The 13,520-nt window shown below is 56.3% G+C and carries 9 protein-coding genes and 1 pseudogene; 1 reads left to right on the plus strand and 9 read right to left on the minus strand.

Going from position 1 to position 13,520, the window contains the following annotated elements:
- Positions 1-29: 29 nt before the first annotated feature.
- From rlmB to L215_RS0108280, 6 genes are read right to left on the minus strand one after another with little or no spacing between them, the layout of a single operon-like run.
- Entirely contained in the window at positions 30-773 is a 744-nt protein-coding gene (gene rlmB / locus L215_RS0108255) for a 23S rRNA (guanosine(2251)-2'-O)-methyltransferase RlmB (RefSeq protein ID WP_025882954.1), read from the minus strand.
- Entirely contained in the window at positions 766-2,448 is a 1,683-nt protein-coding gene (locus tag L215_RS0108260; RefSeq protein WP_027451625.1) for a DNA repair protein RecN, read from the minus strand. The genes rlmB and L215_RS0108260 overlap by 8 nt, the downstream gene beginning before the upstream one ends.
- Positions 2,449-2,456: 8 nt before the next feature.
- Complete coding sequence (porD, locus tag L215_RS0108265) at positions 2,457-3,377, minus strand: type IX secretion system protein PorD (protein WP_025882956.1); 921 nt, start codon at positions 3,375-3,377, stop codon at positions 2,457-2,459.
- A gap of 4 nt (positions 3,378-3,381) precedes the next feature.
- On the minus strand, positions 3,382-4,611 hold the full coding sequence (gene coaBC, locus L215_RS0108270; protein WP_027451626.1) for a bifunctional phosphopantothenoylcysteine decarboxylase/phosphopantothenate--cysteine ligase CoaBC: 1,230 nt from the start codon (positions 4,609-4,611) through the stop codon (positions 3,382-3,384).
- Positions 4,612-4,642: 31 nt separating this feature from the next.
- Positions 4,643-5,410 (minus strand): 3'-5' exonuclease, encoded by a 768-nt coding sequence (locus L215_RS0108275; RefSeq protein ID WP_027451627.1) that lies wholly within the window; start codon positions 5,408-5,410, stop codon positions 4,643-4,645.
- Between the two features lie 21 nt (positions 5,411-5,431).
- Positions 5,432-6,640 carry a DNA polymerase III subunit beta gene (locus tag L215_RS0108280; protein WP_025882957.1) on the minus strand — a complete coding sequence of 403 codons (1,209 nt, stop codon included), beginning with the start codon at positions 6,638-6,640 and terminating at the stop codon, positions 5,432-5,434.
- Between the two features lie 298 nt (positions 6,641-6,938).
- Here L215_RS0108280 and L215_RS0108285 point away from each other — a divergent pair, with 298 nt between their 5' ends.
- Positions 6,939-8,138 (plus strand): saccharopine dehydrogenase family protein, encoded by a 1,200-nt coding sequence (locus L215_RS0108285; protein WP_025882958.1) that lies wholly within the window; start codon positions 6,939-6,941, stop codon positions 8,136-8,138.
- 76 nt (positions 8,139-8,214) lie between these two features.
- On the opposite strand, the gene L215_RS0108290 is transcribed toward L215_RS0108285, so the two are convergent.
- The 3 genes and pseudogenes from L215_RS0108290 to L215_RS10285 all read right to left on the minus strand — a co-directional run.
- Entirely contained in the window at positions 8,215-10,257 is a 2,043-nt protein-coding gene (locus tag L215_RS0108290) for an alpha amylase C-terminal domain-containing protein (RefSeq protein WP_025882960.1), read from the minus strand.
- A 2-nt stretch (positions 10,258-10,259) separates the two neighbouring features.
- Positions 10,260-12,668, minus strand: a complete 2,409-nt coding sequence (locus L215_RS0108295; RefSeq protein ID WP_025882962.1) for a cation:proton antiporter — start codon at positions 12,666-12,668, stop codon at positions 10,260-10,262.
- A 408-nt stretch (positions 12,669-13,076) separates the two neighbouring features.
- A pseudogene (locus L215_RS10285) lies at positions 13,077-13,520 on the minus strand (MobV family relaxase); the annotation flags it as partial.

A 13,520-nucleotide genomic window follows, 5' to 3' on the forward strand; every position in this document is an offset into this window, starting at 1 on the left:
AGTATACTTCTGATTGTATTGTGAACTTTTTATAGGTTTGCGCCTTGCTGACGGACAACTTCGTAGAGCATGATGCCGGTGGCGACCGATACGTTGAGCGAGGAGATCTGTCCCAGCTGCGGTATGGAGACGCGGTCGGTGAGCTGCTTGAGGACGCCCGTGGAGATGCCTTTTTGCTCCGAACCCATGACGATGCCGAGGGGTGGCGTCATCGGGAGGGAGGTATAGTTTGTCGTGGCATCCACATCGGCTCCGATGAGCTGCAGCCCGCTATCGCGTAGGAAGCGACAAGCGGTCACGAGGTCACGCTCACGGCAGACGGGGATGCGCATGAGCGCTCCAGCGGAAGCGTTGACCGCATCGGCCGTGACGGAGACGCTGTCGCGCTCGGGGATGACGATAGCGTGGACGCCAGCACACTCGCAGGTACGAGCGATGGCGCCGAAGTTGCGCACGTCGGTGACTCCGTCGAGCAGTACGATGAAAGGCATCTGCCCCTCGTCATAAAGCATCGGTATGAGCGACTCTAGACGGGTGTAAGTGATCGGCGAGATGAGCGCTACGACCCCTTGGTGGGCACCTCGTGTGAAGCGGTTGAGACGCTCGGCGGGGACCTCCATGACGGGGATGCCCTGGGCACGTGCGGTGCGTTTGATCTCTAGGAGTTCGCCTGTGGCAGCTCCTTTTTTCATATAGATCTTGTCTATGTCGCTATGGGAGGCGAGGCTCTCGGTGAGAGCGTGGATGCCGTAGATGAGTTTTTGCTTAATCATGAGCTGTGAGTAATGTGTGTGCGGCAGCGATGGCCTCGGGGGTTATCTGGTCGCCACTCTGGAGGCGCGCTATCTCGCTGATGCGCTCTTCGGGGGTGAGGAGGCGGAGGTGCGAGTGGGTCTCGCCGCGGGTCTCCTCTTTATAAATGAGTATATGCTGGGTGGCTGCCGAGGCGATCTGCGGAAGGTGGGTGATGACGAAGATCTGCTGGCGCTCGCCCATCGTGTGGAGCATGTCGCCTATGCGGGAGGCGGCGATGCCGGAGGTGCCGGTGTCGATCTCGTCAAAGACGATGGCGGGCGAGCTGGCTAGCTCGGCGGAGCTTGTGGTGGCTTGACTGCGCAACGCTTTGAGCGCTAGCATCAGTCGGGCTATCTCACCGCCCGAAGCGATGTCGGTGACGGGGCGGAGTGGCTGGTCGCTGTTGGCTGAGAGGAGGAAGTCAACCTGATCCATACCTCGCTCGGTCGGCTTGTCGAGGAGCTGCAGGGCTATGTCAAAGCGTGCGTGCGGCATCTCCAGTTGGCAGAGCGTCTCGGTGACGCTTCGTGCGATGGCCTTAGCAGCTTTGGCGCGTGCCTCGTGAAGTTGCTTGCCTAGGGTGAGCACTTCGGTGCGCTGCTGGAGGACTTCGGTGCGGAGTGCGGCTAACTCTTGCTCGTACTGAGCGGTGTGAGCAAGCTTAGCGCCCAACTCTTGGCTGTACTCGATGAGTTCTTCGGGGGATAAGAGGTTATGCTTTTTGAGTAAAGCATTGACCCCGCCTAGGATGGTGTTTATTTCCTCTAGGCGTGAGGGATTGTAAGCGACCTCGCCCTGCAGACGGCTTAGGTCGCTCTCGATGTCGTCTAGCTCGATGACGAGGCTCCGCATGCGCTCGGTATAGTTGCTGAGCTCGGGGAGGTAAGTGGCGGTCTGCTCCATCTGCTCCTGCGCCGTGGTGAGCTGATCGACGATACTGTGAGGCCTATTGAGGAGCGCAAGGATACTCTGCAGACCTTCCTGTATCTCCTGCGTGTGGGTGAGTCGCTCGGCCTCGTCGGTGAGGTCGGTGAGCGAGTACTGCTCGAGCTTGAGCGCCGAGATCTCTTCGTAGGCTCGGCTGTTGATCTCGTACTCCGCCTCGGCTTGCTGCGCCTCTGTGCGAAGCTTCTTAAGTCGTATGGCGTTGTCGTGGTAGCGCTGGTAGGATCGATGGTAAGCCTCGACGAGATCGACCTCGGCGCCTAGCTGCGAGTCGATGAGCGCGATCTGATAAGCGCCCTCACGGAGCAAAAGATTGCGATGCTGCGAGTGAACGTCCAGCAGGAGTGCGCCTAGCTCCTCCAGCTGAGCGAGGGTTACGGGGGTATCGTTGACAAAAATGCGACTACGTCCCGTCTGTCGTATCTCACGTCGTACGAGACAGCTCTCCTCGACCTCCAGCTCCTGCGCTTGCATCCATTCGATGACCTGAGGGCTGAGCTGAGTGAACTCGCCTTCGATGACGGCTTTCGCACAACCCTGACGAATGGTCGACATGTCGGCACGACCTCCCGCCAGCAGTTGCAGGGCTGAGACGAAGATACTCTTGCCCGCTCCCGTTTCGCCGGTGACCGCTATGAGTCCCGTGGGGAAGGTGCAACTGAGCTCCTCGATGAGAATGTAGTCCCGTATGTATAAGCTGTGCAGCATGTGGCGGATTACTTCTTTAAGGCTGAGAGCTTGCTCCCTTCTGTCGGGAAGATCTTGGAGAGTGTCTTGTAAGCTGCCGTACGGCTCTCCTGCGAAGCGCCTTCTACCAGAAGAGGTAGCTCGTCTAGCTTGGTCTGCGCGAAGATCTGTAGGAGCGGCGACAGACTATTCGCCTGCCATGTCTCCTCGAGGAGAGAGAGTTGGTCGAGTATGTTGGTATATCCACGCCGCAAGTTGCTCGTAAGGAGGTCTAGTCCCTGGCGGTGGTACTGATACCAGTAGTTTCGCCACGATTGGTGCGCTGGATCGTTGTAAGCTTGGCTGATAGCGTAGCGGTTGTTGTCGCTGGCGTAAGCTTTCCAGCCCGACCAGTCCATCATCTGCTGAGCTGTCGCCACTAGTTGCTGCATCTGCCGTGCGGCGTAGTCGCCTCCTAGTGGCGCAAAGGAGTCAAAGTCCAAGGCTAAGATGAGATAAGCGTAGAAAGCGACCGTCGCCACGAGGTTATTGTCAATCTGTGTCGGCGAATAGACCAGCTGCTGGTAGGGAGCGTACTGAAAGTTGAGCTCACGGTCCAGATGTACCACCAGAGGAGTCGTATAGGATGCACCGTAGACGGGACGCTGTGCGGAAATGCTCAGCTCGGCCGTGTAGAGTCCGTCGTCCGAAGCGGTCAAAAGGTTCAGCCCCCAGGCGCATTCGATCCGCTCTACGGGTGAAAAGGTGGCGTTCGTCCAGCGCGTTTGGTTGATCATATCGGTCAATTGCTGGGTTAAGTCGGACACGATCGCCTGATCGGCGGAGGAGCCGAGGCGATCTGCATTGACCGTGACGCGAGCATTCAGCTCTTGCGCCAGACTTTGCTGAGGAAGCCACAGAAGTATTGCCACAAGGGCGAGGAGTAGACGCTTCATCTGGTGGAAGTTCATAAGACTAAACGAGCTGCGTGCGATGCTTTAAGACGAAGTCCACGATCTGCTTCGCCACAACCGCCTTACTCTCCAGAGGCAAGTCGCAACGAGCGCCCGCTTTGTCCAGGATTAGCACCTTATTCGTCGAGACTCCAAAGCCCGCTCCCGCATCGCTCGTTGAGTTAAGCACGATTGCGTCGAGATGCTTGCTACACAGCTTGCCTTCGGCTGCCGAAGTGTCCACGGAAGTCTCTAGAGCGAAGCCAACTAAGTACTGTCCCGCACGACGCTTCGCCCCAAGGGTCGCTGCGATGTCGGGGTTTTGCGTCAGCGTGAGCTGCATCTGCTCACCGCCACGACGCTCCTTCTTGATCTTCCCCTGGACACGTTCCTCGGGTCGGTAGTCAGCCACCGCTGCTGCAAAGACCGCTACCGAGCTACGCCCGAAGGTTTCCTCAGCCGCCGCCAGCATCTCCTCGGCAGTCATCACAGAGTGTACGACAATGTGCGAGTTGGTCGGCCGTAGATGCGTTGGTCCCAAGACCAAATGCACCTCAGCGCCCTGCTGCGCAAAAGCTTCCGCCAGTGAGATGCCCATCAGTCCCGACGAATGGTTGCCAATGAAGCGTACATCGTCGATCGGCTCGTAAGTAGGCCCCGCCGTGATCGTGACGCACTCCCCCGCTAAGGGTAACTTCGCCTTTGTGTCCGAGAGCATCGCGACTGCCTGCTCTAAGATCTTCTCTGGCTCCTGCATACGTCCACGACCCGTCAGACCACTCGCGAGAAAGCCCTCAGCGGGCAACGCTTGCGCCACACCGTCCTGCGCCAGTATCTCCAGATTGCGGGCGGTCGTCGGGTGAGACCACATGTCTAGATCCATCGCTGGCGCGATCAGCACTGGCGCACGCATCGCTAGGTAAGTGGTCACGAGGATATTGTCTGCAATACCGTGAGCCATCTTGCCGATCGTGCTAGCCGTAGCCGGCGCTATGATCATCAGATCAGCCCACGTGCCCAGCGTCACGTGACTATGCCACGAGCCGTCACGGCGATCGAAGAAGTCTGAGACCACCGCATGCTGTGAGAGCGTGGCGAGCGTCAGCGGCGTGATAAACTCCTTAGCCGCGGGCGTCATAACCACCTGCACCTCGGCACCCTCCTTGACCAGCAGGCGTACGAGCGAGGCGCTCTTGTAGGCAGCTATCCCGCCCGTGATCCCTACGACTATATGCTTATTCTGTAAGCGCATGGCTATCTCTCGTGTAGCGTGAGGGCTCGCTCTAAGGCTTCATCTGCTCCTTGATCAGGAGGAACTGACGCTTCGTGTCTCGCGAGAAGTCCGCCTGCATGAGCCAGCTCAGGTAGCCTGGCTCTTGGCGAAAGACCTCCTCGACGGAGCGCCCCTTATGCTTGCCAAAGTTAAAGACTGGCACGTCGTTGTCGTCTAAGACGATGCGTCCCGAAAGGTCTACATTGCGATGGTAAGTAGTCAGGTCGGACAGCTCCTTGACACTTTGTGGAAGCTCATCGCCATACTTATCCAGCTGCGCCATCAACACATCGAGCGTAGCGATCGTGTCCGCCTCTGCACCGTGCGCTCCGATATGCTCACGATGACAATAGAAGCGTACAGCCCCCTCGAGGGTACGTGGTTCCATCTTGTGAAAGATCGTCTGCACGTCAATATGCTGCCTAGAGAGCAGATCCACCTCTACGCCGGCACGGAGAAACTCCTCCCCGAGCATCGGCAGGTCAAAGCGCTGCGAGTTGTAGCCCGCTAGGTCGCACCCGTCGATCAGCTCCGCTAAGCTCTTGGCACAAGCTCTAAAGGGAGGGCAGTCACGCACATCTTCGTCCGTGATACCATGTATCGCCGTGCTTTCGGCGGGGATAGGCATCTCAGGGTTGAAGCGTCGCGTCCGTACAATCCGCTCGCCATCGGGCATCAGCTTCAGAATGGTCAACTCAATGATGCGGTCATTCGTAATATCCAGTCCCGTAGCCTCTATGTCAAAGAAGATTAGCGGACGTTCCAGCTGTAACTTCATAGTTTATCTGATTCGATGTTCTTAGATACGTACAGGAGCCGTGATACCTCGCAGATCCGTCTGGTCAGCCACCTTAGTCGGTGTGATCATGATCGGCTGCGTAGCATTGGTAATGTGTAGCTGTAGGCTCTCAGCATTGAACGCCTTGAGGAACTTGATGAAGGTGTTCGTCTTAAAGGTGATCTGCATCCCTTCCATCTGCTCAGGATAGTCCACCGGTATACGCTCCTCGACATCGACTCCAGGCGTGTTGGCGCCCTGTGCGTAGAAGCCCCCCTTCATCACCATCGCATGCTCCTCGAAAGTGATACAGAGCAAGCTCGAGTCAGCGCCCAGCCCCACGATATTGCTCAGATAGTTGACACGCGTCGTAGCGCGCTGGAGGACTTGACCGTCTATCTCGATCATGTAGGTCATGGCGTCGGGGAGGAGCCCATTGTAGTTGGGGAAATCCAGCACACTCACCTGCGAAACCACATTGTAAGTGCCGAAGCGTACCTCAACTTGCTTATTATTGAAGATGACGAGCGCCTCCTCATTGGCAAAGTTTGGTAGGATAGACTGAAGGAAGCTAGAGACCTTGATCGGGAGTGTGAAGCTTGGGTCCTTGAGCGAAGCTTGTGCCACCTCGCCCTCCTTCTCGACGATCCGCGCATCGTAGTCTATGTAGCGTACGAGCTGTACATTGTCCGTCGCGCAGAGCTCGAGGCGATCCGTGAGCATGACGAAGTGCACACCATGTAGCTGTTCGCGCGACGTGTCAGGGTAAGCCGCAGGTAGCACGGCCGATATACCAGAGAGGAGGCTAGAGCTATTCATACTCATCATCGCAGCCCCCTCACTATCCTCGGGAGACTCACGAGAGACATAGAGCTCAGCGTCTCCGATGGGTATATCCAGGTATCCCGTCGAGTGGATCAAGTGGATAAATCTCGCCCCTTCCTCAGTCGTCTGCATCTCCAGCGTCAGCGGCTGTACGGGCAGCGACTTGATATAGTCTAGTAGTGGCGTAGGAGCTATCAGGAAGTGCATATCGCCATCACACTCTAGCGGAGCGATCACACCAGTCGAGCGCATCATCGTATCCCCACCCGTCACGGAGATCCGCTCGGGAGTCACCTCAAAGAGGTAGTTAGCCAGCGCTGGCATAGAGACATTGCTCGCAGGGACAAGGCGTCCCACATTTTGCAAGAGCGTGGAGAGCTCGTTGCTATTGACGGTAAACTTCATATATGATTCCTATCTACTGATTATACCACAAAGATAATAAAAACTCTCTCCACGACAAAGGGGAAGCTGGACTTGAGAGGTTAGAAGTTAGAGGTTAGAAGCTAGAGATCCGATCACTCAGATAGCTCCGATGGCCCAGATAGCTCCGACAGCTCCGATCTCTAACCTCTAATCTCTAACTTCTTTTTCGTATCTTTGGCAGAGCAAAGTAGCGACGACGCTCGAGCAGCCGCAAAGGATGCCGGCGTAGCTACCGCAAACCTCATGAATCTCTAACGCTTTTAACTATACAACCTCTATGACAAGAGTGATCATCATCGGAGCTGGTGGCGTAGGCACCGTAGTAGCTCACAAGGTGGCTCAGAATGCTGAGACCTTTACCGATATTATGCTGGCGAGCCGCACTAAGTCTAAGTGTGACGCCATCGCAGCACAAATAAAGAACGTCAAGATCCAGACCGCTCAGGTGGATGCTGACGATGTGGAGCAACTGGTACGACTCTTCGAGAGCTTCCGCCCAGACATCTGTATCAACGTGGCGCTCCCTTACCAAGACTTGACCATCATGGAGGCATGTCTCAAGGCGGGCGTTAACTACCTTGACACGGCAAACTACGAGCCCCTCGATGAGGCTAAGTATCAGTACAGCTGGCAGTGGGCGTATCACGACCGCTTTAAGGAAGCTGGCCTGACGGCTGTCCTAGGGTGTGGCTTTGACCCAGGCGTGACCAGTATCTTCACCGCTTATGCGGCTAAGCATCACTTTGACGAGATGCACTACCTCGACATCGTGGACTGCAACGGTGGTGACCACCACAAGGCGTTTGCAACCAACTTCAACCCAGAGATCAATATCCGTGAGATCACCCAAAAGGGTAAGTACTACCACGAGGGCGAGTGGATCGAGACGGAGCCTCAGGAGATACATCGCCCGCTACACTACCCAGGTATCGGCGTACGCGAGTCCTATCTGCTCTACCACGAGGAGCTGGAGTCACTCGTCAAGCACTTCCCCACGATACGTCGGGCGCGCTTCTGGATGACCTTCGGGGAGGAGTATCTCAAGTACCTAGAGGTGATCCAAAACATTGGTATGGCAAGCATCGAGCCGATCAACTACAACGGTCAGGAGATCGTGCCAATCCAATTCCTCAAGGCTGTCCTGCCTAATCCTAAAGAGCTGGGCGAGAACTATACGGGCGAGACCTCTATCGGCTGTCGCATCCGTGGTGTCAAGGGCGGCAAGGAGCGTACCTACTATATATGGAACAACTGCTCTCACCAAGCAGCCTACCGTGAGACGGGCACGCAGGGTGTCAGCTACACGACGGGTGTCCCCGCTACGACGGGCGCACTGATGCTCGCCAAGGGCATATGGGGAGGCGCTGGCGTCTTCAACGTTGAGCAGTTTGATCCAGATCCCTTCCTCGAGGAGGTGGCTCGTCAGGGACTGCCCTGGCACGAGTCCTTCGACATCGACATCGAGTTTGAGAAGTAAAACTTACACATAAGCTAGACAAAGGCGCATAGCTCTTCGTGAACTATGCGCCTTTGCTGTTTTTACAAAAGGTCTATTACGGCTTGCGCTGGTAGACTTGCGCTGAGCGGGAGGGCAGATAGAGTCGTAGCTCGGTGCCTCCCTCGGCGGTGGCGCGGGTGTGGTGCAGGACGCTGGCATTGATACGTCCGAAGCCTCCGCAGGCCACCGCATCACTGTCGAGGAGTAGCTCGTATTGCCCCGCTGGCACGCCCTCGATGAGGTAGTCGGTGTAGCTCTCGGTGGGGCTAAAGTTGAAGGCAAAGAGGTACTCGTCACCTCGCATGAAGGCGATAACCTGTTGCTCCGTGTGGCTATGGTAGCAGTAGTCCGAGAGCTCTGCAAAGCGGGGCGTCAAGCGACAGAGCGAGAGCATCCCTTTGTCAAAGTGTGCGAGCTGCTTGTAGCGCAGTAAGCCATTAGCCTGTAGCGACCACTGACGACGAGCGTACTGGTAGGAGTAGCCATTGCCCTCACGTGGGAAGTCGATCCACTCGGGATGACCAAACTCATTACCCATGAAGGTGAGATAACCACCGCACATCGTGGCGAAGGTCATCAGACGGATCATATTGCAGAGCGCTATGCCACGCATCACCCGATCGTTGTAGTCGCTCTGCTGCATATGCCAGTACATGTCGCTGTCGATGAGTCGGAAGATGATGGTCTTGTCTCCGACGAGTGCCTGGTCGTGGCTCTCAGCGTAGGAGATAGTTCGCTCCGAGGGGCGGTGATTGCGCAGTTCGTACCACATATTCTCGGGATTCCACGCTTCATCGGGCTGCTCTTTGATCAGCTTGATCCAGTAGTCCGGCACATTCATCGCAAGGCGGTAGTCAAAGCCGTAGCCTTCGGTGGCTTGGCTTTCGCACAGTCCTGGCAGTCCGCTCACTTCCTCGGCGATAGTCGTCGCCGAGGGCTTGACAGCGTGGATTAGTTCGTTAGCAAGCGTCAGATAGGTCAGCGCATCTCGGTCTACATTGCCATTGTAGTAGTCCTCATAGGTGAGGAAAGGTCGCCCGAGGCCGTGATCTTCGTAAAGCATCGAGGTGACCCCGTCGAAGCGGAAGCCGTCGAAGCCGTACTCCGTGAGCCAGTAGTGGCAATTGGATAGGAGGAAGTGGACCACCTCGCCACGGCCGTAGTCGAAGCAGAGCGAGTCCCACTGCGGGTGCTCGCCACGGCTCCCCTCGTGGAAGAAGAGCGTCCGTGTGCCATCGTAGCGGGCTAAGCCCTCGGCCTCGTTGCGCACGGCGTGCGAGTGGACCAAGTCCATGATGACGTACAGCCCTAAGGCGTGCGCCTCGTCGACTAAGCGCTTGAGATCGTCGGGCGTGCCGAAGCGACTGGACGGAGCGAAGAAGTTGGAGACGTGATAGCCGTACGAACCGTAGTACGGGTGCTCCTGAACCGCCATGATCTGGAGCGTGTTGTACCCTGCCGAGACGATGTAGGGCAGTCTCTCCGTGCGAAACTGCTCGTAGCTCGCCACGCCCATCTCCTCGCCACTCATCCCTATGTGGCACTCATAGATGAGCAACGTGTCGGGACGCTGAGGTGCTGGCGCCTGGATAAGGTACGGCTCTTCGGGAGCCCAGACACGAGCGCAGAAGGTGTAGTCTCGCGGGTCCTGCACGACATAATGAGCGTAGGCGGGGATGCGCTCTAGCTCCTCATCGTCCGTGCAGATGAGTAGCTTGTAGTAGTCTAGATGGTGTAGCGCTGTGGCGGGGAGATCGAGGAGCCATTCGCCTGGTCGCTCCTCATTGCCAACAAATCGATAGTTTGGATCTTTACGCCACTCGTTAGCATCGCAGAGCAGGTAGACCGCCTGAGCCGCTGGCGCATATTCGCGCGCTGTCCAGCCGGTGTCGGTGCGATGTAGCCCGAAGTAAAGGTGTCCGCACGCCCAGCTCGAGAGACTTTGCGAGCCAACGAAGAGCTGCCGACGCGTTGCGATGTAGCTTTGCCACGCTTCTATCGTCTCGTAGTAGGGAGCGAGCCACGGATCTTGCAGAGCCCAGAGCGGAGTGCTCGGCTTTGGCTTAGCTTGGCGAGGATAGCCTTTCTCACGTTTCATAGTTAAGACGCTTTACCAAGGTAAGAGACGGCCTCTGTAGTCGGACGATGTATCGTCGGCAGCTCAATGGTCGCCTCGTCAATGTCTAGAATGAAGTACGAGGGCAGCTGCTCTAGCAGCTCTTGCTGTGCTGGCGTGAGGGCAGCCCACGCATCGTAAGCGATGAATGCGAAGTCGTAAGCGCTCAGGTCGACCTGCTCAGCAAAAGTCTCTCTGCTCCACGACACACGAGCCGAGAGCTCTGTCATAGGCTTGGCGAGATGCGACGAAAGCGGCATCAGCGTGATCGGGCTATCCGCACTTTGCGTCACCTGCTCGGCAACGAGTAGTAGCTCTTGGTCCTCAGGTCGCTGCATCAGCACGAGCGGATGCGCTATCGGCGTCTGACCATTGTCCACATAGATGCCCACAGAGCAAGGCGCCTCCTGAGCTAAGGTAGCGATCAGCTCCTCAAAGGAGTGCGAACTCTGCTCTTTCTTAGCTTTGCGACGGCGACCAGTCAGCAGATCCCACCTACGGGTCAACTTATTGCTATAGGCGACTAGGTCGCGGTCTTTCTTGTCTTGTGAAAGGTTGACGCTAGCTCCCAGGAGAAGCAGGTTGCTCTGGATGTGATTAGCGTGCGAAAGGACCGCCTCAGGGACCGATTCGGCGATCTCATACTTACGCTCCACCGTCAGGTCTAGCTGCTTGGCCATCTCCATCGGAGCTTCGAAGCTACTGGCGTAGTAGTGGTCCGCATCGATGGTGCTAATGTCCGTGTCGGTGGTGACGTGCATCAGCGTACAAGCCACCTGTGGAGCGGTACCGCCGCACAACCTATGGAAGAACTCCAGGAGCGTGACACCCGTCTCGGCACGACCGAAGGAGATGAGCACCTGCCCCGTTGCGTGTTCCAGACTCTGCGGCGTTTTCTTCTTCTTGAGGAGCCAGTCGATCAGCTGCAGCGTCGGAGCCGTCATGATCGTCGTCACGAGCGTCATCATCACGAGAATCGTAAAGAGGACCGTCGAGAGGACTCCTAGGTCCAGTCCGATGCGTAGCACGACCAGCTCCATCAGCCCTCGGGTGTTCATGTAAGCTCCTAGGTAAAGGCTTTCGCGGCGCTGTATGCCACAGCTTCGCGCAGCGAGGTAAGTGCCACCCATTTTGCCAATAACTGCCACAAGGGTAAAGATGCCGAAGAGCGCCCACAGCTCAGGTGTATTGACCAATCCCAGCTCCGTGCGCAAGCCTGAGCTCACGAAGAAGAGTGGCAAGAGGAGCAAAAGGGCGAGGTCCTCGACCTTCTCCTTGACAATCACTCGGAAGTCTAGGTTCTCCGGCATGACCAGTCCCAGCATGAAGGCGCCAAAGAGCGCGTGCATACTCATGATCTCGGTGAAGTAGGCGCTCGCCATGAGGAGGATGAAGATGAGTCCCATGAGCGACTTGGAGAGCACCTCACGATGTCTCACGCGTCGACCGAGGAGTCCGAAGAGTGGTCGCAAGATGCCAAAGATAACCGCCAAGTAAAGGGCGAGGAAGAGCATATTGTAGAGGGCGCTCGTGAAGCTTCCCCCCTGGCTGACCGCCATGATGGCCGCCAGCATGAGCCACGCCACGATGTCTCCCATAGCTGCGGTCGAGAGCGCCAGGCGCCCCAGGTGACTATGCGAGAGCGAGCGCTCCTGGATGATACGAGCCAAGACGGGGAAGGCCGTGATGCTGAGCGAGATGCCCACAAAGAGGGCAAGTGACAAGAAGCTACTCCCCTCGCTCAGTAGCTCTGGGCGACTGTACAGTCCATAGGTGAGGAGGATGCCTAGGATAAATGGAAAGATAATCCCCGACTGGCTGATGACGAACGCTTGCTGCGCCTGACCCTTGAGGTCTTTCATACGCAGCTCCATACCGATGGTAAACATGAAGAGGATCAGTCCGAACTGGCTGAGCAACTCTAGATTGCCCAAGCTGTGCACAGGAAAGAGCGTCTCCATCGCTTCTGGCCAAACGGCTCCCAGCAAGCTCGGTCCGAGCAATATACCGGCAAGGATCTCCCCAATAACCGTCGGCTGGTGCAACCGTGCGAAGAGCCACCCCACGACACGTACCACGAGCAGGATGACCACCAGCTGGATCAGTAGCATACCTATGTCTGAAGCGGCGTGAGAGCGTACCGACGTCACAAACGATTGCCACGGCGTGGCCTCCCCAGCGGGCGAAAGAGCGGGCGATGCGGGTGCTACCACAGCCCCTTCGGATGCTTCGCCCAAAGACTCTGTCGCAGTAGCTACGGGAGCCGTGACGAGAGACTCCGAGGCGCCACTCATCGCCCCGTCAGTCGCAGCGACCCACCACAAGAGCGCCACGAAGATGAGCATCAGCCCACCGTAGAGCCACCACGCTCGCTGTCGTTGTTGTGTATTCATCGAGGATACGCCTATTTCGTTAACCAGTAAATGTAGCAATAAGACTACGCCCGCAGTCCTTCTTATGGGACAAAGATACGAAATCACAGCAGTCCGATGGCGGTTCCTCCCCTGGAACCGAAAAGTTCCTGCGTTGGAACTAAAAAGTTCCTGCGTAATTTTTTGGTTGCGAACTATCTAGCTGAGAAGTAAGAGGTTACCTTTTGGGGAGATGCGGATAGGTAACGATTTAGAAATGAGCGGAGTGCTTTGAAGTACATCGTTTTGGATAGCCAAAGAACGCTCACTATTATCACTTGCAAAGGTAGTGATTCGTGAGAGAAAGTGAGCGTTCTTGCGTGATTTTCTTCTTAAAAGTTTAGTCGGAGCCCAAACATTACAATGAAAGGGGAAGAAGATGTCTTATCTCTACAGTCGTTGCAAGCGATTACGATTGACAAGCTGTTTCCATTTCTGTTCGCACCAATCTGGAACAGATAGTCCATTGATGGTAAGAATAGGCTGACGCTTCTCGTTGGTTATAATGCGTAGCTCGGCATTTTCCTCCGTGAAGTTTCGTTTGTACATTCCCGAATATGCGGTAGCCGTACCACGAACTATCTCTTGATCTTTGTGCATCTTGACCACCGTATCATCATCAAAGCCCATTTTGCGGAGCATCAGACGGATATTGAGTAAGAGGTAGAAGCTGTGGAAGAAGCGTTTGATAAAACTCCGCTCCTCCTCGTACACCTTGATTTCTCGGTGTTGTTCAGAGATAGTCTTGTCCTTATCTCTAATGGTGTCCTGAAGAAGAATGACCTCCTTGCGGATTTCGGCTTTCTCCTTTTCCGAAAGATGTTGTTGCCGTTC

Origin of the sequence: Porphyromonas uenonis DSM 23387 = JCM 13868 (assembly GCF_000482365.1) — a bacterium.
Taxonomy (GTDB): domain Bacteria; phylum Bacteroidota; class Bacteroidia; order Bacteroidales; family Porphyromonadaceae; genus Porphyromonas; species Porphyromonas uenonis.

Excerpts from the sequence above, each read along its gene's own strand:
- L215_RS0108285 (WP_025882958.1), top strand. The coding sequence starts at position 6,939 with ATGACAAGAGTGATCATCATCGGAGCTGGTGGCGTAGGCACCGTAGTA.
- porD (WP_025882956.1), bottom strand. The coding sequence starts at position 3,377 with ATGAACTTCCACCAGATGAAGCGTCTACTCCTCGCCCTTGTGGCAATA.
- L215_RS0108260 (WP_027451625.1), bottom strand. The coding sequence starts at position 2,448 with ATGCTGCACAGCTTATACATACGGGACTACATTCTCATCGAGGAGCTC.
- L215_RS0108275 (WP_027451627.1), bottom strand. The coding sequence starts at position 5,410 with ATGAAGTTACAGCTGGAACGTCCGCTAATCTTCTTTGACATAGAGGCT.
- L215_RS0108280 (WP_025882957.1), bottom strand. The coding sequence starts at position 6,640 with ATGAAGTTTACCGTCAATAGCAACGAGCTCTCCACGCTCTTGCAAAAT.
- coaBC (WP_027451626.1), bottom strand. The coding sequence starts at position 4,611 with ATGCGCTTACAGAATAAGCATATAGTCGTAGGGATCACGGGCGGGATA.
- L215_RS0108290 (WP_025882960.1), bottom strand. The coding sequence starts at position 10,257 with ATGAAACGTGAGAAAGGCTATCCTCGCCAAGCTAAGCCAAAGCCGAGC.
- L215_RS0108295 (WP_025882962.1), bottom strand. The coding sequence starts at position 12,668 with ATGAATACACAACAACGACAGCGAGCGTGGTGGCTCTACGGTGGGCTG.
- rlmB (WP_025882954.1), bottom strand. The coding sequence starts at position 773 with ATGATTAAGCAAAAACTCATCTACGGCATCCACGCTCTCACCGAGAGC.